The sequence below is a fragment of the Herminiimonas glaciei genome (assembly GCF_042664955.1).
GTDB classification, from domain to species: Bacteria; Pseudomonadota; Gammaproteobacteria; order Burkholderiales; family Burkholderiaceae_D; genus Oxalicibacterium; species Oxalicibacterium glaciei.
The window spans coordinates 138,102-156,761 of the sequence record NZ_JBHTBU010000001.1; the positions used below are offsets into that span (position 1 = coordinate 138,102).

Annotated in this window: 22 protein-coding genes and 1 pseudogene; 21 read left to right on the forward strand and 2 right to left on the reverse strand. The window is 53.6% G+C overall.

The genetic code is table 11. From position 1 onward, the window contains the following. Positions 1-75 precede the first annotated feature (75 nt). The 19 genes and pseudogenes from cyoA (at position 76) to arsH (ending at position 14,469) form a co-directional block, all read left to right on the forward strand. On the forward strand, positions 76-1,092 hold the full coding sequence (gene cyoA, locus ACFQPC_RS00635) for a ubiquinol oxidase subunit II (RefSeq protein ID WP_382269736.1): 1,017 nt from the start codon (positions 76-78) through the stop codon (positions 1,090-1,092). Further along, on the forward strand, positions 1,092-3,095 hold the full coding sequence (gene cyoB, locus ACFQPC_RS00640; RefSeq protein ID WP_382269737.1) for a cytochrome o ubiquinol oxidase subunit I: 2,004 nt from the start codon (positions 1,092-1,094) through the stop codon (positions 3,093-3,095). The genes cyoA and cyoB overlap by 1 nt, the downstream gene beginning before the upstream one ends. Further along, on the forward strand, positions 3,088-3,720 hold the full coding sequence (cyoC, locus tag ACFQPC_RS00645) for a cytochrome o ubiquinol oxidase subunit III (RefSeq protein WP_382269738.1): 633 nt from the start codon (positions 3,088-3,090) through the stop codon (positions 3,718-3,720). The genes cyoB and cyoC overlap by 8 nt, the downstream gene beginning before the upstream one ends. Then, positions 3,717-4,166, forward strand: a complete 450-nt coding sequence (gene cyoD, locus ACFQPC_RS00650) for a cytochrome o ubiquinol oxidase subunit IV (RefSeq protein WP_012080489.1) — start codon at positions 3,717-3,719, stop codon at positions 4,164-4,166. The genes cyoC and cyoD overlap by 4 nt, the downstream gene beginning before the upstream one ends. Further along, positions 4,166-5,020, forward strand: a complete 855-nt coding sequence (locus ACFQPC_RS00655; RefSeq protein WP_382269739.1) for an SURF1 family protein — start codon at positions 4,166-4,168, stop codon at positions 5,018-5,020. The genes cyoD and ACFQPC_RS00655 overlap by 1 nt, the downstream gene beginning before the upstream one ends. Then, on the forward strand, positions 4,989-6,335 hold the full coding sequence (locus ACFQPC_RS00660) for an ATP-binding protein (protein WP_382269740.1): 1,347 nt from the start codon (positions 4,989-4,991) through the stop codon (positions 6,333-6,335). The genes ACFQPC_RS00655 and ACFQPC_RS00660 overlap by 32 nt, the downstream gene beginning before the upstream one ends. Further along, positions 6,325-6,864 (forward strand): response regulator transcription factor, encoded by a 540-nt coding sequence (locus ACFQPC_RS00665; RefSeq protein WP_012080486.1) that lies wholly within the window; start codon positions 6,325-6,327, stop codon positions 6,862-6,864. Before ACFQPC_RS00660 ends, ACFQPC_RS00665 begins: the two co-directional genes overlap by 11 nt. Positions 6,865-7,155: 291 nt before the next feature. After that, the gene (locus ACFQPC_RS00670; protein ID WP_382269741.1) at positions 7,156-7,569 is read left to right on the forward strand and encodes a SpvB/TcaC N-terminal domain-containing protein; all 414 of its coding nucleotides are present in this window, start codon (positions 7,156-7,158) and stop codon (positions 7,567-7,569) included. A gap of 9 nt (positions 7,570-7,578) precedes the next feature. Beyond that, positions 7,579-7,779: an RHS repeat domain-containing protein gene (locus ACFQPC_RS00675; RefSeq protein ID WP_382269742.1), complete on the forward strand. Its 201-nt coding sequence runs from the start codon at positions 7,579-7,581 to the stop codon at positions 7,777-7,779. Positions 7,780-7,887: 108 nt separating this feature from the next. Further along, a complete protein-coding gene (locus tag ACFQPC_RS00680; protein ID WP_382269743.1) occupies positions 7,888-8,334 on the forward strand; it encodes a hypothetical protein in 447 nt (148 codons plus the stop codon). After that, a complete protein-coding gene (locus ACFQPC_RS00685) occupies positions 8,315-8,677 on the forward strand; it encodes a hypothetical protein (RefSeq protein ID WP_382269744.1) in 363 nt (120 codons plus the stop codon). Before ACFQPC_RS00680 ends, ACFQPC_RS00685 begins: the two co-directional genes overlap by 20 nt. After that, positions 8,664-9,059 carry a hypothetical protein gene (locus ACFQPC_RS00690; protein ID WP_382269745.1) on the forward strand — a complete coding sequence of 132 codons (396 nt, stop codon included), beginning with the start codon at positions 8,664-8,666 and terminating at the stop codon, positions 9,057-9,059. Before ACFQPC_RS00685 ends, ACFQPC_RS00690 begins: the two co-directional genes overlap by 14 nt. Positions 9,060-9,235: 176 nt before the next feature. After that, positions 9,236-9,883 carry a hypothetical protein gene (locus tag ACFQPC_RS00695; protein WP_382269746.1) on the forward strand — a complete coding sequence of 216 codons (648 nt, stop codon included), beginning with the start codon at positions 9,236-9,238 and terminating at the stop codon, positions 9,881-9,883. Positions 9,884-9,901: 18 nt separating this feature from the next. Beyond that, positions 9,902-11,125, forward strand: a complete 1,224-nt coding sequence (locus tag ACFQPC_RS00700; RefSeq protein ID WP_382269747.1) for an MFS transporter — start codon at positions 9,902-9,904, stop codon at positions 11,123-11,125. Beyond that, the gene (locus ACFQPC_RS00705; RefSeq protein ID WP_382269748.1) at positions 11,122-11,574 is read left to right on the forward strand and encodes an acetyltransferase; all 453 of its coding nucleotides are present in this window, start codon (positions 11,122-11,124) and stop codon (positions 11,572-11,574) included. Before ACFQPC_RS00700 ends, ACFQPC_RS00705 begins: the two co-directional genes overlap by 4 nt. A 56-nt stretch (positions 11,575-11,630) precedes the next feature. Continuing rightward, complete coding sequence (locus ACFQPC_RS00710; protein ID WP_382269749.1) at positions 11,631-11,966, forward strand: ArsR/SmtB family transcription factor; 336 nt, start codon at positions 11,631-11,633, stop codon at positions 11,964-11,966. A 31-nt stretch (positions 11,967-11,997) separates the two neighbouring features. Next, complete coding sequence (locus ACFQPC_RS00715; protein WP_382269750.1) at positions 11,998-13,281, forward strand: arsenic transporter; 1,284 nt, start codon at positions 11,998-12,000, stop codon at positions 13,279-13,281. 51 nt (positions 13,282-13,332) lie between these two features. Continuing rightward, positions 13,333-13,665, forward strand: a pseudogene (gene arsC / locus ACFQPC_RS00720) (arsenate reductase (glutaredoxin)); the annotation flags it as partial. Positions 13,666-13,776: 111 nt separating this feature from the next. Further along, positions 13,777-14,469: an arsenical resistance protein ArsH gene (gene arsH, locus ACFQPC_RS00725; protein WP_382271849.1), complete on the forward strand. Its 693-nt coding sequence runs from the start codon at positions 13,777-13,779 to the stop codon at positions 14,467-14,469. Between the two features lie 21 nt (positions 14,470-14,490). Here the strand turns inward: arsH and ACFQPC_RS00730 are convergent, their stop codons facing one another. Next, the gene (locus ACFQPC_RS00730) at positions 14,491-15,426 is read right to left on the reverse strand and encodes a pyridoxamine 5'-phosphate oxidase family protein (RefSeq protein WP_382269751.1); all 936 of its coding nucleotides are present in this window, start codon (positions 15,424-15,426) and stop codon (positions 14,491-14,493) included. After that, complete coding sequence (locus tag ACFQPC_RS00735; protein WP_382269752.1) at positions 15,423-16,049, reverse strand: glutathione S-transferase family protein; 627 nt, start codon at positions 16,047-16,049, stop codon at positions 15,423-15,425. Before ACFQPC_RS00735 ends, ACFQPC_RS00730 begins: the two co-directional genes overlap by 4 nt. A 105-nt stretch (positions 16,050-16,154) precedes the next feature. On the opposite strand from ACFQPC_RS00735, the gene ACFQPC_RS00740 reads away from it, so the two are divergent. Both ACFQPC_RS00740 and wecB read left to right on the forward strand, forming a co-directional pair. Next, complete coding sequence (locus ACFQPC_RS00740) at positions 16,155-17,054, forward strand: LysR family transcriptional regulator (protein WP_382269753.1); 900 nt, start codon at positions 16,155-16,157, stop codon at positions 17,052-17,054. A 381-nt stretch (positions 17,055-17,435) separates the two neighbouring features. Next, complete coding sequence (gene wecB / locus ACFQPC_RS00745; protein WP_382269754.1) at positions 17,436-18,623, forward strand: non-hydrolyzing UDP-N-acetylglucosamine 2-epimerase; 1,188 nt, start codon at positions 17,436-17,438, stop codon at positions 18,621-18,623. The last annotated feature ends 37 nt before the right edge of the window (positions 18,624-18,660 follow it).

Consider the following 18,660-nt stretch of genomic DNA (forward strand, 5'->3'; position numbering starts at 1 on the left):
GACAAAACGTCCAATCGGCAACGCGCGCTGTTTGTATTACATTAGCACGATCTCCCAACCTCCGTAATGCATTGAATGACTTCTTTGATAACTCGTCGCGGATTAATGCTATTACCACTCACATTGCTGGCCGGATGTGACTGGGTAGTATTGAATCCATCAGGTGACATTGCCGCCCAGCAGGGACAACTGATCGTTGTTTCCACGCTACTTATGTTGTTGATTATTGTTCCTGTCATCGCCCTGACGATCTTGTTCGCCTGGCGCTATCGCAAGGGCAACACCGAAGCCAAATACGACCCGGACTGGGATCACTCGACCCAACTCGAACTGGTGATCTGGGGCGCTCCGCTGCTCATCATTATCGCATTGGGCCTGATTACCTGGATCAGCACCCATAAGCTGGACCCATACCGTCCGCTCGACCGCCTGGATGCGAATCGTCCGATTTCGGCCGCTGCCGAGCCGTTGACGATTGAAGTTGTGGCGCTGGACTGGAAGTGGTTGTTCATCTATCCGGAACAAGGTATTGCGACTATCAATGAATTGGCGACACCTGTTGACGTGCCTATCCGCTTCAAGATCACGGCATCGACAGTCATGAACTCCTTCTACATCCCTGCACTGGCTGGCCAGATCTATGCAATGCCGGGTATGGAAACCCAGCTCAATGCAGTTATCAATGAGCCGGGCACTTTCGACGGTTTCTCCGCGAACTTCAGTGGTGCAGGCTTCTCGCACATGCGCTTCAAGTATCACGGCATGGATGTGGCTGACTTTGACCAATGGGTCAAGGATGCGAAGAAAAACGGCTCGACCCTGGACCGTGCGGTATATACCCAGCTGGAACAGCCTAGCGAACGTGAGCCGGTACGTCACTTCGGCAAAGTAGCGCCGGATCTGTATCACGCCGTGTTGAATCGCTGCGTGGCCGAAGGCACCGTCTGCATGAACAAAATCATGCACGAAGATGCGAATCGCATGAAGGTTCAGGCTGCAGCCCGGAATTTCCTCAGAGACGAAAAGACAGTACTGGCTGAAATCGATGCAGCGGTATGCACTCCGTCCACCAATTTATTGAAGAGTAACTAATGCAAGACCATACTGATCTGACGAAGCTTATCTTCGGCCGTCTGAGCTGGGACGCGATTCCATTCCATGAGCCTATCCTGCTGGTAACCTTTGCAATGGTTATCCTCGGTGGCATCGCTGTTCTCGGTGGCATCACTTACTTCCGCCTGTGGGGCACTTTGTGGCGTGACTGGATCACCAGCATTGACCACAAGAAAATCGGCATCATGTACATGATCCTCGGTTTGATCATGCTGATGCGCGGCTTTGCCGATGCATTGATGATGCGTGCCCAGCAAGCGATTGCTTTTGGCGACAATCCGGGCTTCCTGCCACCCCATCACTACGACCAGATTTTCACCGCGCACGGCGTGATCATGATTTTCTTCGTGGCGATGCCGCTGGTGACCGGTTTGATGAACTACGTAGTGCCACTGCAAATCGGTGCGCGTGACGTGGCTTTCCCATTCCTGAATAACTTCAGCTTCTGGATGACCACCTTCGGTGCCGTCCTGGTGATGGCTTCGCTGTTCGTTGGTGAATTCGCGAAAACCGGCTGGCTGGCATATCCGCCGCTGTCGGGTATTTTGGCGAGTCCGGATGTCGGGGTTGATTACTACATCTGGTCATTACAGATTGCCGGGGTCGGGACGCTGCTGTCGGGCGTCAACCTGATCGTCACCATCGTCAAGATGCGTGCGCCTGGCATGGACATGATGAAGATGCCGGTGTTCACCTGGACTGCCCTGTGCACCAACGTTTTGATCGTTGCAGCTTTCCCTGTGCTGACCGCAGTACTCGGTATGCTGACACTGGATCGCGTGCTCGACACCAACTTCTTCACGAACGATCTGGGCGGCAACGCGATGATGTATGTCAACCTGATCTGGATCTGGGGACATCCTGAAGTTTACATTCTGATCCTGCCATTGTTCGGCGTGTTCTCGGAAGTGGTATCGACCTTCTCGGCCAAGCGTCTGTTCGGTTACACCTCGATGGTGTACGCGACCGTGGTTATTACCATCCTGTCTTACCTGGTGTGGCTGCATCACTTCTTCACCATGGGTTCAGGGGCCAGCGTCAACTCCTTCTTCGGTATCACCACGATGATTATCTCGATCCCTACCGGCGCGAAGATTTTCAACTGGTTGTTCACGATGTATCGTGGCCGTATCCGTTTCGAACTGCCTATGATGTGGACCATCGGCTTCATGATCACCTTCGTGATCGGCGGTATGACCGGCGTCTTGCTGGCAGTACCACCAGCTGACTTTGTATTGCATAATAGCCTGTTCCTGATCGCCCACTTCCATAACGTGATTATCGGTGGTGTGTTGTTCGGCCTGTTTGCAGGTATCAACTACTGGTTCCCGAAAGCATTCGGCTACAAGCTCGACGTGTTCTGGGGTAAGTGCTCGTTCTGGTTCTGGATCGTCGGTTTCTGGATGGCCTTCATGCCGCTGTACATTTTGGGCCTGATGGGTGTCACCCGTCGTATGAGCCAATTCCAGGATCCATCGCTGCAAATCTGGTTCCAGGTTGCCGCGTTCGGTGCAGTCCTGATTGCACTGGGTATCGCTTCGATGCTGATCCAGTTCTACGTCAGCTTCCGCCGTCGTCATGAATTGCGCGATGTGACTGGTGATCCATGGGATGGACGTACGCTGGAATGGTCGACTTCGTCGCCACCACCAGACTACAACTTCGCGTTCACACCTAAGGTTCACGATAACGATACCTGGGCTGACATGAAGAAGAATGGTTACAAGCGTCCGCTGGAAGGCTTCACAGCGATCCATATGCCGAAGAACACCGGCGCAGGCTTCATCATTTCGGCGATCAGCGCAGCGATTGGTTTCTGCCTGATCTGGCAAATGTGGCTGTTGGCTGGCGTGACCTTTGTTGTCTTGCTGGCAGCGATCATCATCCATACCTTTAATTACAAACGCGATTATTACATCCCGGCGGAAGAAGTAGCCCGTACCGAAAATCTTCGCACTCGCTTGTTGGAAAGCCATGTCTGAAATTACCGCAAATTCGAGCGCTCTGAGCGCTGACCCGAGCGCGCGTTATTACGTGCAAGAGCATCATCCGGAAAACGGCACTTTGCTGGGTTTCTGGCTCTACCTGATGAGCGACTGCCTGATTTTCGCGTGTCTGTTCGCAACCTATGCAGTATTGGGTCGCAACTACGCAGGCGGTCCTACCGGTGCTGAACTGTTTGACTTGCCACTAGTCGCGGCGAATACAGCATTCCTGCTGTTGTCGTCGATCACCTACGGCTTCGCAATGCTGGAAGCACAACGCAAACGCCTGAAGGCCACCATGATCTGGCTGGCTGTCACCGGTTTGCTGGGCGCAGCCTTTCTGGCGCTGGAACTGTATGAATTCAGCCACCTGATCCATGAAGGTGCAGGCCCGCAACGCAGCGCGTTCCTGACTTCCTTCTTTGCGCTGGTTGCTACCCACGGTTTGCACGTGACCTTCGGTATCGTCTGGCTGATCACCCTGATGTTCCAGTTGAAACGCCACGGTTTGATTCCTGAAAACGGTCGTCGCCTGATGTGCCTGTCGATGTTCTGGCACTTCCTGGATGTGATCTGGATCGGTGTATTTACCTTTGTTTATCTGATGGGAGTGTTGCCATGAGCGATCATCACGCACACGGCGCACATGGCGCCGACCACGGCCATGGTCATGGCCACGACGACGGTCATGCCCACGGCAGCCTGAAAAGCTACACCATCGGTTTCATCCTGTCGGTCATTTTGACGGCGATTCCGTTCTGGCTGGTCATGGGCAAGGTATTTGACAGCTCCAGCACGACTGCATTCGTCATCCTCGGTTTTGCCGCAGTTCAGATCGTTGTGCACATGGTTTACTTCCTGCACATGAACACCAAGTCGGAAGGTGGCTGGTCGATGTTGGGCCTGATCTTCACGATCATGGTTGTCGTGATCATGCTGGCTGGTTCGATCTGGGTCATGTACCACATGAACCACAACATGATGCCGCACCTGAGCGATCCTACACATGAGTTGCACACCTCATCGACCACGATGCCGGAAGCAACCCATCAGATGAATCATCGGTAATGACTGATAAGTCTGTACAGACAAGCGGCTCGGTTTCGAAGGAAGCCGGGCCGCTTTTTCGTTCACGTACCTTCCTGGCAGTGCTGGCCGTGATCGCGCTCGTCCTGTTCACCGGGCTGGTCGCGTTGGGAACCTGGCAGGTGTATCGCCTGCAATGGAAGCTGGCGCTGATCGAGCGTGTCGAACAGCGGGTGCATGCTGCGGCCACACCGGCACCGGGACCTGAACAATGGCCGCAAATCAGTGCGGCCAATGATGAGTACCGGCATGTCAGCGTCAGTGGCAACTATCTGTATGAGCAGTCGGTCAAGGTGCAGGCCGTCACTGAATTGGGTGCCGGTTTTTGGGTGTTAACACCCTTGCGTACGAGCGATGGCAATATCGTCCTGATCAACCGCGGTTATATCCCCGAACGCGCTACGCCATCAGTCGGCACACCGGATGAGGTGCAGACGGTAAATGGCTTGTTGCGGATCAGCGAACCGGGTGGTGGCTTCCTGCGGCATAACGACCCAGCGGCCAATCGCTGGTATTCGCGTGACGTGCAAGCCATCGCAACGCAGCTCAAGCTGGCACCGGTCGCGCCGTATTTCATTGATGCGGAAGCGAGCAAGGCAGTTGTTGCCAAGCCTGCCACAGACCCGGCGCTAGCAGAGCCGGTTGGTGGTTTAACGGTCATCTCATTTCACAATAACCATCTCGTCTATGCACTTACTTGGTATGCTCTTGCCTTGATGGTGGCAGGCGCGGCTTTTTGGCTCCGGCGTGAAGAGCGCAAAGTGCGCGCCACCAGTGCCGACCGTATAGACCGAGAAACTGAAGATGTTGGGAAAAACCGAAGCTCCAGCGAGTAAAGATGCGTTAAAAGAACGCTGGGCGACCACGGATGGCGAAAACTCCGTCGGTCACAAGAATATGCAGCAGTTGATACAACTGCGCTGGATCGCCGTCGTCGGACAAATTACAACGATAGCGGTGGTCACCCTGGGCTTCGGCATCGAGTTGCCGGTACGGCATATGCTGGAAGTGCTGGTGTGCCTGGTGGCCTTCAATATTGCCAGCCACCTGCGCTGGCATGAGCGTCCCAGTGTTTCCAACAGTGAATTATTCCTCGCCTTGCTGGTTGACGTCGCCATCCTCACGGCTCAGCTTTACCTGAGCGGCGGTACTACCAATCCTTTCATCTTCCTGTACCTGTTGCAGGTCATCCTCAGCGCGGTGCTGCTGGAAGCATGGTCAACCTGGATCATCGTCGCGATTACCAGTGCCTGCCTGGTTGCATTGTCCATCCTGTCCAGTCCGTTGACACTGCCTTACGATCACGAATACCGTTTCTTCAGCATGTATGTGCAAGGCATGCTGATTTGCTTTGCGTTGAATGCGATCCTGCTGGCCTTCTTCATCACGCGGATCAACCGCAATCTGCGCGCCGGCGATGCGCAACTGGCGGACTTGCGCAAGCGTGCGGCGGAAGAGGAAAACATCGTCCGCATGGGTTTGCTGGCTTCCGGTGCTGCCCATGAACTGGGGACGCCGCTGGCGACCTTGTCGGTGATTCTCGGTGACTGGCGTCGCATGCCGGAGTTCAGTAATAATCCCGAATTACAGGATGAAATCATCGAGATGGAAACACAGCTGCAACGCTGCAAGGCCATCGTCAGCAGCATCCTGTTATCAGCTGGTGAAGCGCGTGGCGAGTCGTCGGTAAAAACCACGCTCAGCACCTTCCTCAATGATTTGGCCGAAGAGTGGCGCAGTAGTCGTGCGATTGCCAGCTTTGAATACAAGAACCGGATAGAGCAGGATATTCCGGTGGTGTTTGATTCCGTCCTCAAGCAAATGATTTGCAATGTATTGGATAATGCGGTCGAGGCATCGCCGCACTGGTTGAGCCTCGAGGTATCGCGCAAGGAGGATTTGCTGACCTTGCTGATTACGGATGCCGGCCCCGGCTTCGCGCCTGGCATGTTGTCGCAGATAGGCAAGCCTTATCAATCGACCAAGGGACGGCCCGGCAGCGGCCTCGGTTTATTCCTGGTCGTGAATGTCGCACGCAAATTGGGCGGCACCGTTGCCGCCCGTAACCGAGCAGAGGGCGGGGCGGTAGTAGAGCTGACCTTGCCACTCTCTGCTATCAGTCTCGACGAGGATGATGAAGATGTCGGCTGATAACCGTTTACTACTGATCATTGAAGATGACGCGGCTTTCGCCCGCACGCTGGGCCGTTCCTTTGAGCGGCGCGGCTATACCGTGCTGTTGGCCGCCAACCTGGAGGCCGCCAGCGCATTGCTGCGTGAGCATAATCCCGGTTATGCAGTGGTCGATCTCAAGCTGGAAGGTAATACCTCCGGCCTGGCTTGTGTACAGATGTTGCACAAGCATGATCCGGCGATGCTGATCGTGGTGCTGACCGGTTTTGCCAGCCTCAACACGGCGGTAGAAGCGATCAAACTGGGTGCTTGCCAGTACCTTGCCAAGCCTTCAAATACGGATGATATTGAAGCGGCGTTCGGTCACGTGGCAGGCGTCGTCGAGATTGAAGTAAGCAATCGTTCGACCTCAATTAAGACGCTGGAATGGGAACGCATACACGAAGTATTGGTTGAAACCGACTTCAATATTTCAGAAGCGGCACGGCGCCTCGGCATGCATAGACGGACGCTGGCGCGCAAGCTGGAAAAGCAGCGTATCAAATAGCATCCAGGCTATTGGGCGAATAACCTAGACCGTTGAGGTCGTACTCGCACGCAGATTGATCTCAGCTTGCAATCCAGTTATCTCGATTTTTTCAGATCTACATCATTAATTGCTTCTAATCCCCAGAATATGGGATATGGATAGGCTGGCGGGATGGTTAGAATGCGCGCTGAAGTAAAATTCTTACAAAAGAAGCCAGAAAAATAAAAAGACTACGCGTAGTCAGGGAACGTATTCGACAAGCGGCATAAGCAAGTTACATCATCTGTATTTGTAATAGGAGAGCACCACATGCATCACTCATTGACAGGCGCAGCCATGCTGCGCCTGCTTGCACTCGTCCTGTTCACAGGAAATGCCTTTGCCCAAACGGGGATGACGACCCTAGGTCAATTCAGCGTCAATGAGAGCGGTGCCGCGACCTACACCATCCCTATTACTATTCCGCCCGGTATTGGCGGTATCGAACCCAAATTAGCTTTGAGCTACAACAGCCAGGCAGGCAATGGCTTGCTGGGTGTGGGCTGGAGCTTGTCCGGCTTATCGGCGATAGGCCGTTGTCCACAAACGATGGCGCAGGACGGCAAGCGAGGTGGAGTCAAACTCGACAATGACGATCGTTACTGCCTGGATGCTCAAAGGCTGAGGGCATCACCACGGACCGTGGTTACACCAATCATGAGCATCTGGATGAGTTGGGCTTAATCCACATGAATGGTCGTATCTATTCCGGCGATCGGCCGCTTCATGAGTGCGGACCCGTACATCCGGGCACCGGACAATCTGCAGAGCTACAACCGCTATAGCTATGTGCTCAACAATCCGCTGATGTTCACGGATCCTAGTGGATATTTCAGCTTGAAGAAGTTGATTAGGGGAGTTGTGGCAATTGCGGTTGCTGTATATGCGCCTTAGATTAGTGCTTATCTTGGATGGACCGGGCCTGTTACTGCGGGTGGTCTTGCGGGAGCAGCTCAAGGTTCTTTGGCACATGGGATTACAAGTGGCTCTGTAGCGAGCGGCATGCTCGGTGGCGCTTTAGCCGGTGGCATTATGGGCGGAAGTTTCAAAAGTATGTTGGTCGGCGGCTTAACCGGTGCGATGTTCGGCGCGGTCGGTGATGCTTGGGGTGCAGGTACTTTTGGGAATATTGCTGGGCATGCTGCAGTTGGATGTGCATCTTCCTCATTGTCAGGCGGCGATTGTGGCAGTGGAGCATTGGCTGCTGGTGTTGCTGCATATGGATCTGCCAATATGCCTTCAGCATTAAAGGGAAATCTTGCATATGAAATTGCTTTTGCCTCTGCTTTTGGAGGAATTGCCTCTGTCGCTGGCGGTGGAAATTTTGCAAATGGTACTGTGACAGCAGCATTTGGGTATCTCTTTAATGAACTCCAACACCAAAATCCGGCCAAAGCCGCTGCGCAAAAAAGCTTTAGGCGACGGACGTTTGACGCTTTTCGAAGCTAATGAAATCTGGCCGGCCAACAATGATCCCAACTTCGAGTTGACGATTGATGCGAGCCAGTTAACGGCCAAGCAAACCGGGAAATTCGGAAAAAACGGAACAGCGTTAGGAGTAGTGCAAGGTAGTGATTGGCTTGCTCATGGTTCGGTTACTTTGGAACGGGCAAATGGAGTAATTTTTATCCGGCCCGGTCGGTACGACTTTGAACAACATGGTTCGTTTCTGGATCATCCGGTTCGAAATTTTGAGACTTATGGGGGGTTCTATGTCGGATCGCGTGCGGGGACATCAGTTGGAACCGATTATTTAATTCGATATTCAGGGCAACCCAATGTGGCCAAGTAAAGTTGTAAAATCCGTTTTTGTAGGCGTTGCATTGTTTGCGGCACTGTATTTTGTGGCCATGCAGTTTCTTGGCCCAGGTATTCGTGATTTCTCAAATCCAATCATTAACGGGTATGAATACAGCGACGCGGGTGGGTACGAAAAAACGATTATTTATACCGGGAATGAACGACCGCGACAAATCATCATCGATTCGAGAGTAGATGAGTATCGGGTGGATGGCAACAGGCTGCTGGTGGCGCGTAGGCCTGTCGAAAGTCATCTTGCGAAAGACAACGCCTTGAGTAGTCGACTACTGCCGCTCTGCGAATATTGGCTGATTAATGTCAAGACTCATCAGGTGCAAAGGACAGCTGATTCTGGTGGTTTGCGCTGCAATTAACTTATGCGCGCCACCGTTTATATGTTTAACCAGATGGCGCATGAGTCACGAGATCGACGCATTTATGCTGCTGAGGATGGATTGCTTCACCAGAGGTTTGAGAATGATGGTTTCATAGACGTCACCAGTCATTTTGGCTATGGCTTGAATACTGTTAAACATGTGCATCGAGGCTTATGAATATTCAAAATAAATATAAAAAATGGATATTGCTGGAGGCGATACTTTGTACATTGATACCGGTGGCTTTGCTTGTTTCTGCACTACCTTTTTTCGTTCTAACCTCCGTTCAAATATTTAATCCCCTAGATAGCCGTACCTTGTTGGAACGCATTTTATTGTTTCTTGGCTCCTGGGCCGGGATAGTTGGCCTGTTGGCTATCTGGTATTGCGTAATTAAATTATTACGCAGTGAGAGGTTTTCTGTTGCTTATCTTATAGTCGGAGCAATTGGCGGGGCGTGGGCGTCTTGGGATATAACTGTGTCAACCAATCCCTTGTCGTCTTTAATCATATGTTTACCTGTGTGGATACTGGTCCTACATGTTGTTTACATGCGATTAGGCTCTAAAAGAAAATTTGAAGATGGTGCTGTGATTTGGCCATCTGGTAGAGAGTGCATGAGTTACCTAAAACCGTCAGGCGATAGGATAGGTTTCACTATCTTTAGGACTAAAGAAGGGGGAAGAATGCAGAACATCCTGGTGACATCTTCGATCCAATATGTTGACGGAACACCGGTTTCCGGGGATTTAAAACGCGAAATCATCGCTAGGTGTAAGATCTACTTTGAAGAAGAAGACGAGGACGTTTACACCGAGTAATGTCGCGTCTCTAAGGTCATGACATCTCAAAATCCCCCTCCTATCAGAGAAGTAGCAGTTTCTGCACCCAAATATTTAAACACTTCGGCCTTGCTCCTGATGGCATTGGCTTCCGGCCTGTGCGCGGGTGGCAACTACTTCAATCAACCGCTATTGCATTCGATTGCACTCAGCCTTGATGTCAGTGAAACCACTGCAGCGCTGACCGTAACCATGGCGCAGGTTTCGTATGCGTTGGGACTGGTCCTGCTGGTTCCCCTCGGTGACAAGCTGGAGCGACGTGGCCTGGCGGTCACGCTGATGTTGCTGGCGGCGGCGGGTCAATTCATTAGCGGTTTTTCTTTTAATGTCACGATGCTGTCCACCGGCATCATCATGGCCGGCTTGTTCTCGGTGGCGGCGCAAATCATGGTGCCGATGGCGGCGACCTTGTCCGATCCGGCGCGTAGTGGTCGTGCGGTTGGCCTGGTGATGAGCGGTTTGCTGATTGGTATCCTGACTGCCCGCAGCGTAGCTGGATTATTGTCGGAACTCGGTGGTTGGACGACGGTGTATCGGGTGGCGGGTGTCGTCATGCTGCTGGTGGCGTTGGCGCTGTGGCATCTGTTACCGCCATCGCGCAATCCGGCGCAGGTCAGCTATCTGCAAGTCTTGCGTTCGATGACGGCATTGATAGGGTGTTACCCGCGCTTGCGCAGCCGTTCGCTGATGGGTGCTTTGACTTTCGCATCCGTGAGTGTGTTGTTTTCAACGATGGCTTTATTGCTATCCGGTCCGAATCACGGTTTGAGCGATGCCAGTATCGGCCTCGTTGGTTTGGTCGGGATTGCCGGTGCGTTGATGGCGAGTGTGGCCGGACGCCTGGCGGATAAAGGTTGGGGGCAAGTGACGAGTATCGCCTGCCTGTTCCTGTTATTGGTGGCGTGGGCTTGTTTCTGGTTTGGCAGCACCAGCCTGATGTGGTTCCTGGCCGGTATGCTGGTGATTGATCTTGCGTTGCAGGGATTGCACATCACGAATCAAAGCGTGGTCTTGCAACTGGAGCCGCAAGCGCGTTCACGACTGAATGCCGTGTATATGACGAGTTACTTTATCGGTGCTGCATCAGGTTCGGCGCTGGGTTCCCTGGCCTGGCGTTTGGGTGGCTGGCATGCGATTTGTATCGTCGGTGTGTTATTGACTTTATTGGCAGCGATGGTGTTCCTGTACGACAGGAAGCTGGCGCGCGCAAATCTGGCATGAACAAAAATATTTCAAAAGTTGATAGCAGCGAGTTCGTACTGCTGACCGAGATCTGGGAGCAGTCGGTACGAGCAACGCATGACTTCCTGGCTGAAGCAGATATCCAGGACCTCAAGCCCAAGGTGTTGAACGACTATTTACCCTTGATGGCCTTGCGCGCCTACCGTGATGAGCGCGGTACGATACTCGGATTCATAGGTGCATTAAACGGCAAGATTGAAATGCTGTTCATCGCACCCGACAGTCGGGGCAAGGGCGCAGGCAAGGCACTCATCAAGTATGCGGTCGATATCATGGCCGCGCATGAACTGGATGTGAATGAGCAAAACCCACAAGCGCTCGGTTTTTATCAACACATGGGATTCCAGGTCACAGGCCGTTCTGCCGTCGACGGGCAGGGCAATCCGTTTCCTTTGCTACATATGAAATTTGCCGGCACCGCCACTTAATGTTGTTGCCATGTCGTTGACTTGTGCAAACACTATATTTCAATTATCATTGAAATATGGAAAATAAAGACGTCGTTCTCGCTCTCGCCGCCCTGGCGCAAGAAACCAGGCTCGCCATATTTCGCGCTTTGGTGCAGGCCGGTCCTGCGGGTATGTCGGCAGGTGACATTGCAAAGCACCTGGATGTCGCGCCCTCATTACTCACTTTCCACCTCAAGGAATTGATCCATGCCCGCCTCATCAGGCAAGAGCGTTCGGGGCGTTCGCTTATCTCCTCCGCCAATTTTGACGTCATGAACGGTGTGCTTGCCTACCTGACAGAAAACTGTTGTGGCGGCAATCCTTGCACACCCGTTGGCAAATCCGTCTGCACCGAGCAAGGCAACTGTTAACTGTTTTTATTGAAAGGCTGGAGAGAGTTCCATGCTTGCGGCCGTACTGATTTTCCTCATCACGTTGACACTTGTTATATGGCAGCCGCGCGGGCTGGGTATAGGCTGGAGCGCGATGGGTGGCGCATTGGCAGCGCTATTGCTGGGCGTGATCCATCCCTCGGATATCCCGCTGGTATGGCATATCGTCTGGAACGCCAGTGCCACCTTCATCGCCGTCATCATCATTAGCCTGTTGCTCGACAAGGCAGGATTCTTTGCGTGGGCGGCACTACACGTTGCGCGTTGGGGCGGGGGTAGTGGTCGCAAGTTATTCATATTGCTGATCTTGCTCGGTGCAGTAGTCGCGGCCCTGTTTGCCAATGATGGCGCGGCATTGATACTGACGCCTATCGTGATCGCGATGCTGCTGGCATTGAAGTTTCCAGCCCGCGCCACACTGGCATTTGTGATGGCGGCAGGCTTTATTGCAGATACCGCCAGCCTGCCTTTGGTCGTTTCCAACCTGGTCAATATTGTTTCGGCCGATTATTTCAAACTCGGCTTTGCAGGGTATGCCGCCGTCATGTTGCCGGTGAACCTTGTGTCTGTCGGCATGAGTTTGCTGGTCTTGCTGTACTACTTCAAACGCGATATCCCGGCCAGCTATGCGCTGGATGATGTAGCTGAACCGCGCAGTGCCATTCACGATGCTGCGATCTTCACCGCAGGCTGGTGGGTCTTGGCTTTGTTGCTGGTCGGCTTCTTCTGGCTGGAGGGCAAGGGCGTGCCGATTAGTGTGGTGGCCGCGGCAGGTGCATTGATACTGCTGGTGGTGGCGGGCAGGGGGCATCTCATTTCGACGCGAGCAGTGGTCCGCGATGCACCATGGCAGATTGTCTTCTTTTCCCTGGGCATGTATCTGCTCGTCTACGGTTTGCGCAATGCCGGACTGACAGATTATCTGGTTGACGTACTCAATGTATTTGCGCGCTATGGCGTATGGGGTGCGGCCCTGGGTACCGGCTTCCTGAGTGCACTGCTTTCCTCGGTCATGAACAATATGCCGACGGTGCTGGTCGCAGCACTCTCCATCGATGCCAGCAATGCCGACGGCCTGGTGCGGGAAGCCATGATTTATGCCAACGTGATCGGCAGTGACCTCGGCCCCAAGTTCACGCCTATCGGTAGCCTCGCAACGCTGCTGTGGTTGCATGTGCTGGCCAGCAAGGATATCAAAATCAGCTGGGGCTATTACTTCCGTATCGGCGCAATCCTGACCTTGCCGGTATTGCTGGTAACACTGTGTGCCTTGGCTTTGCGACTGGGCATGTGATGAAGCTTGCAAAGCACGCCTACCCCTTACTTTCCCGACAGAGATATGAATATGCACGTCAAAATCTTTCATAACCCGGACTGCGGTACCTCACGCAACACACTCGCACTGATCAGACATCTTGATATTGAGCCGGAAATTGTCGAATACCTGCGCACACCGCTTGCGCGCGACGAGTTAAGCCGGATGATTAAAAGCGCCGGACTTACGGTGCGGGATGCGCTGCGCAAAAAAGGCACTCCATACGCGGAGCTCGGACTTGATGATCCGACACTGGATGACGATGCACTGCTGGATGCGATGATCGCGCATCCGATTTTGATAAACCGGCCATTCGTCATTACACCGGTAGGTACGCGCCTGTGCCGTCCTTCCGAACTGGTATTGGACCTGTTGCCACCGTCTCCAGCCAAAGCCTTTATCAAGGAAGACGGAGGGCTCGTGATTGATGAATACGGACAACGTGCTTCTTATCTGGCCGATGGCCTGCCTGGTATTGTCGAGGAATTGTTTCACCAGCCAAGCGCTGCCGACTTCGCAGTAGCAAGTCGTTTGCAACATCGCCCGCGCTTTTTGCTCTTGTATGGTTCGGTTCGTGAACGCTCGTATAGTCGCCTGGTGACGCTGGAAGCAGCACGCCTGCTCGAAACAATGGGCGGCGAGGTCAAGGTTTTTGATCCGCGTGGTTTGCCATTGCCGGACGGTGCTGACGAGTCGCATCCCAAGGTACGGGAGTTGCGCGAGCTGGCGCAATGGGCGGAAGGCATGGCCTGGTGTTCGCCTGAACGGCATGGTGCAATGTCCGCCATCCTCAAGGCGCAAATAGACTGGATCCCGCTCGCGATAGGTGCCGTCAGGCCGACGCAGGGCAAGACACTCGCAGTCATGCAAGTGTCCGGCGGATCGCAGTCCTTCAATGCGGTCAACCAGATGCGTATCCTGGGACGCTGGATGCGCATGATCACGATCCCCAATCAATCGTCGGTGGCCAAGGCCTTCCTGGAGTTTGATGATGCGGGCCGGATGAAGCCCTCGGCTTACTACGATCGCATCGTGGACGTGATGGAAGAGCTATTTAAATTCACTTTGATGACGCGTGATGTCGCCGGCTATCTGGTCGACCGTTACAGTGAACGTAAGGAAAGCGCGCAGGACTTAAGCAAGCGTGTTAATCAAAAGTCGATCTAGTCGCTCAAAAGCTTTGGCTCATCAATGTGCCTCTGCCCAGACACCGGTGCGCTCGGTGGTCGGGGCCATCTCGCGCAAGGTCCAGCGTAGCGGGATCGCATTGCTTTTGTACCAGCCATTTTCAATGTGAAAGCGCCATAGGCGTTCCGCGCCAGTCAATGCCATCGCTTCCCTTGATTGCCACAGGATTTCAGTGCGCCCTTGCAGGTGCAGCAGGTCGCCGCTGGCAAAGTCAATGAACAACAATGCTGCACGCGGTTCCTGCACCATATTGCCGAGGGTATTGAAATAGCGATTGCCATTGAAATCCGGAATCGTCAGCGTGTTGCCATCGATACGAACAAAACCCGGCATGCCGCCCCGGTGCGAAATATCCGGCCCGCCCCTGTCGCCTTCCTGCGCACCCGAAGTGGTCGCGACGAAGAGCGTATCTGCCCGTTTGATCAGGTCGCGCGCTGCAGCGTCCAGTGCCGTGAACTTGCGTGGGGCGGATAGTGCCGGGCTGTTGTCCACTTCATGCACATCACGCAGCTGTATATACCTCGGACAATTGCCGAACGACTGCGTCACACTGATGCGCAAACCTGCATCATCGATAGCCTGCACCACACCGTTGACCCGATTGCGGCGGCGGGTGCTGAAGTCTATGCCCAGCATGCCTATTTTTTTGCCGGGAATAAATTGCTGGCGGCCTTCGTTTTGCCAATAAGCGTCGGGCGCGAACTGCAAGTGTTCCGCATCCGGTGTGGAGAGAAAGCCGCGCGCTCCTGTCACGATCGTGGCGATCGGCCAGCCCTGCTCATCCGTGCTGGCCAGCAGCATATACGGCAATAGCGCAAAGAATTGCCGGTGCTGGTCCGGCATGAAGTTGCGTATCGCAGCAGCCGGCGTACCGGTGCCGGCCAGCGCATGCGCTTGCAACTCGCCTGCATGGAAGAGTTCGGGCTGGATGTTCATGCTGCTTCCGGTATCGCTGAGCGTGGCATCGCAACAAAGCCAGGCAATTGTTCTATCCGCGCCAACCATGCACGCACGGCTGGATATGCATCAAGCGAGATGCCGCCTTCCGGTGCATGTGCGACATACGAGTGACAAGCCAGGTCGGCAATAGTCGGATATGCGCTTGCGAGGTAATCATGGCTTGCCAGGTGCTGGTTCATGAAGCCCAGCAAATCACGCCCGATTTCGGCCGCACGGACCGGATCATCCTTGCCCATTTTCCATAAAGCATGGATGCGCGCATTGGCCGGACCGAAACGCAATTCTCCTGCAGCGATCGAGAGCCAGCGCTGGACCTGGGCGGCACCCACGGCGTCTTGTGGCAGCCATTTGCTGTCGGCGGCATAACGTTTGGCCAGGTAAACCAGGATTGCATTGCTGTCGGATAGCACCACATCGCCGTCGACCAGTACCGGGATTTGTCCGAGCGGATTGAGCTTGCGGAAATCGGCAGTGGCGCGGACGTCAGCACCGGCTTCAATTTGCTCGTACTGAATGTCGAGCAAGTGCAGGAAAAGTTTGACGCGATGGCAGTGACCGGAGAGGGCAACGCCATACAGTTTGATTTGCGGCTGGTTCATACGATGTTCCTTAGTCAGGGTAGAGACTAGATGGTATGTATTCCTTAAATTGATGTAAATTATGTGAAATTGAAATTTACTATTTCAAAATAAGGAATAATAAAAATGGACCGCCTGGATGAACTGGAAATTTTCATCGCGATACTCGACAGTGGCAGCCTGGTTGCCGCCAGCCGCAAACTCAGGCGTTCGCCGCCGGCTATTACGCGGGCTTTGGGGACGCTGGAAGAGCGTATAGGAACGCGCCTGATAGAACGTACTACGCGGCACCTGGTAGCAACCGAGGCGGGTTTGCGCCTGGCGCAGCAGGCGCGGCGTGTCTTGGCTGACTATGAACAGACGGTGCAGGAAGACAGCTCTGCACCGCTACGCGGCACATTGAGGGTGACGGCACCGGTGGTGTTTGGGCGACGCCATGTTGCGCCCATCGTGAATAGTTACCTCGACCAGTATCCGGAAATGCGTGTGGAGCTCTTTACCAATGACCGCAACCTGGATTTGATAGAAGAGGGGATAGATGTCGGGCTGCGCATAGGGACGCTGGCGGATACCAGCATGGTGGCGCGTCGGGTCGGACAGGTGCAAAGCCTGCTGGTAGCGAGTCCCGACTATATAGCGCGTCGCGGCGAGCCGATGTCGATTGCGGATATTGCGCGTCACGATGTGATTTTTACGGCGATCCGCGAGAAAGCACCGGAGTGGCGCTTCCGGCATAACGGCCGTGAACAAATCGTGACTTTGACGCCGCGCCTGATCGTGAATGAAATCGATGCGGTATTGCTGGCGGCCAAAGCCGGACGCGGCCTGGCACGTGTATTGTCTTACCAGGTGGCGGATGAATTAAAGGCCGGTACCTTGCTGCGGGTCTTGCCGAAACTGGATGCGCCTGATCTGCCGGTTCAATTGATTGTGCCGAGTGCACGCCTGATGGCACCGAAATCGCGTGCCTTCCTTGATCTTGCCATTCATAAACTCAGTACGCTGAATGTCTTGCATGCGCGCTGAGCAAAGCCTATTGCGAGAGTAAGTACTCCTGCGCGTGCTTGTTCCTCGTCCGTGCATCCCTCCCGACATGCGTACGGAATGTCTTGAATCCATTTATTTGCTTGCTGCGTATAAATTTTTGTAACGAATACGTTTCGATTTGGTCAACGCTTGTTACAGCGCAGACGTTTCAATAAATGCATTGATAAAGTTGACATATGTAAATTAATTGATATTTAATCTATAACTCATGTTATAAATATTGATATCAGGCCATACGTCTGAAAGTATCGTTTCCGCATGAAAACGGGGAACCGTACTGAGTCTCAAGCGCTGCAAATCTAAGAACCAATCAATAAATTGCTGTTAGCAAATGGCAATTTTTAGAAAGGATAGTTGCGCATGAAAGTACTCTCAATTTTCGGTACCCGCCCCGAAGCCATCAAAATGGCACCGCTGATGCGGGCACTCGAACAAGCCGCCGGTATCGATTCGGTTGTCTGCATTACCGGACAGCACAGGACCATGCTGGAACAGGTAATGAGCCTGTTCGATATCAAGGCTGATCACGACCTTGATGTGATGGTGCCAAACCAATCACTGAATTCATTGTGTTCGCGCATCTTTGCCAAGCTTGATCCCATCCTCGAAAGTGAACAGCCGGATCGTGTGCTGGTGCACGGTGATACGAGCACGGCCATGGTGGCCGCGACGGCTGCATTCCATCGTCGCATCCCGGTCGGGCATGTAGAAGCCGGCTTGCGCACCGGTGATTTGACCCAGCCCTGGCCGGAAGAGATGAACCGGCGTGTGATCGATGTCATGAGTGATTTCCTGTTCGCACCGACCCTCAGTTCCCGTGACAATCTCTTGCGTGAAAATCTGGCTGGTCGCATCGTCGTGACCGGTAACACCGTGATCGATGCCTTGCAGTTGACTGCGCAACGCCTGGAAAAGGACGCGCAGCTGCGTACCAGGCTGGATGCAAAATTCCCCTTCATTTCATCGCAGCGCCGTATCTTGCTGGTCACCGGCCACCGCCGCGAAAATTTCGGCGACGGTTTTGCACATATCTGCGAAGCACTGGCCGAGCTGGCGGAACGCCCTGATATCGACATTGTCTATCCGGTGCATCTCAATCCCAATGTACGCGGTCCGGTATTGCAATTGCTGTCGAACCTGCCGCGCGTACATTTGATTGAACCGCTGGATTACCTGGAGTTTGTGCGCTTGATGCAGTTGTCGCATGTCGTGTTGACGGATTCGGGCGGCGTGCAGGAAGAAGCACCTTCGCTCGGCAAGCCGGTATTGGTCATGCGTGATGTGACCGAGCGTCCGGAAGCGGTTGCAGCCGGTACCGTGCAACTGATAGGGACCAGCAAGAAGCGCATTGTCGATGCAGTCAATCTCTTGTTCGACGATGACAAAAAATACAATCAGTTTTCCAATGTCGTGAATCCTTATGGCGATGGGCATGCGTCCTCACGCATCGTGCGTGCCTTGTTGGGCCAGTCTTTTGAAGAATTTAATGCTGACGGTAATGCATCCCTAAGCGAATTTTTATCCCGAGGAAATTATGCGCGTACCTAATCGCATCTCTAATCAATCAAATATTCGGGCGACATCC

What these genes read in the sequence shown, in the direction of transcription:
- ACFQPC_RS00660 (WP_382269740.1), top strand. Translation starts at nt 4,989, where the DNA reads ATGTTGGGAAAAACCGAAGCTCCAGCGAGTAAAGATGCGTTAAAAGAA.
- ACFQPC_RS00730 (WP_382269751.1), bottom strand. Translation starts at nt 15,426, where the DNA reads ATGAACATCCAGCCCGAACTCTTCCATGCAGGCGAGTTGCAAGCGCAT.
- ACFQPC_RS00700 (WP_382269747.1), top strand. Translation starts at nt 9,902, where the DNA reads ATGACATCTCAAAATCCCCCTCCTATCAGAGAAGTAGCAGTTTCTGCA.
- ACFQPC_RS00680 (WP_382269743.1), top strand. Translation starts at nt 7,888, where the DNA reads ATGCTCGGTGGCGCTTTAGCCGGTGGCATTATGGGCGGAAGTTTCAAA.
- cyoC (WP_382269738.1), top strand. Translation starts at nt 3,088, where the DNA reads ATGTCTGAAATTACCGCAAATTCGAGCGCTCTGAGCGCTGACCCGAGC.
- ACFQPC_RS00710 (WP_382269749.1), top strand. Translation starts at nt 11,631, where the DNA reads ATGGAAAATAAAGACGTCGTTCTCGCTCTCGCCGCCCTGGCGCAAGAA.
- cyoA (WP_382269736.1), top strand. Translation starts at nt 76, where the DNA reads ATGACTTCTTTGATAACTCGTCGCGGATTAATGCTATTACCACTCACA.
- ACFQPC_RS00655 (WP_382269739.1), top strand. Translation starts at nt 4,166, where the DNA reads ATGACTGATAAGTCTGTACAGACAAGCGGCTCGGTTTCGAAGGAAGCC.
- wecB (WP_382269754.1), top strand. Translation starts at nt 17,436, where the DNA reads ATGAAAGTACTCTCAATTTTCGGTACCCGCCCCGAAGCCATCAAAATG.
- ACFQPC_RS00665 (WP_012080486.1), top strand. Translation starts at nt 6,325, where the DNA reads ATGTCGGCTGATAACCGTTTACTACTGATCATTGAAGATGACGCGGCT.
- cyoD (WP_012080489.1), top strand. Translation starts at nt 3,717, where the DNA reads ATGAGCGATCATCACGCACACGGCGCACATGGCGCCGACCACGGCCAT.
- ACFQPC_RS00705 (WP_382269748.1), top strand. Translation starts at nt 11,122, where the DNA reads ATGAACAAAAATATTTCAAAAGTTGATAGCAGCGAGTTCGTACTGCTG.
- ACFQPC_RS00695 (WP_382269746.1), top strand. Translation starts at nt 9,236, where the DNA reads ATGAATATTCAAAATAAATATAAAAAATGGATATTGCTGGAGGCGATA.
- ACFQPC_RS00690 (WP_382269745.1), top strand. Translation starts at nt 8,664, where the DNA reads ATGTGGCCAAGTAAAGTTGTAAAATCCGTTTTTGTAGGCGTTGCATTG.
- ACFQPC_RS00735 (WP_382269752.1), bottom strand. Translation starts at nt 16,049, where the DNA reads ATGAACCAGCCGCAAATCAAACTGTATGGCGTTGCCCTCTCCGGTCAC.
- ACFQPC_RS00740 (WP_382269753.1), top strand. Translation starts at nt 16,155, where the DNA reads ATGGACCGCCTGGATGAACTGGAAATTTTCATCGCGATACTCGACAGT.
- cyoB (WP_382269737.1), top strand. Translation starts at nt 1,092, where the DNA reads ATGCAAGACCATACTGATCTGACGAAGCTTATCTTCGGCCGTCTGAGC.
- ACFQPC_RS00675 (WP_382269742.1), top strand. Translation starts at nt 7,579, where the DNA reads ATGGTCGTATCTATTCCGGCGATCGGCCGCTTCATGAGTGCGGACCCG.
- ACFQPC_RS00715 (WP_382269750.1), top strand. Translation starts at nt 11,998, where the DNA reads ATGCTTGCGGCCGTACTGATTTTCCTCATCACGTTGACACTTGTTATA.
- ACFQPC_RS00670 (WP_382269741.1), top strand. Translation starts at nt 7,156, where the DNA reads ATGCATCACTCATTGACAGGCGCAGCCATGCTGCGCCTGCTTGCACTC.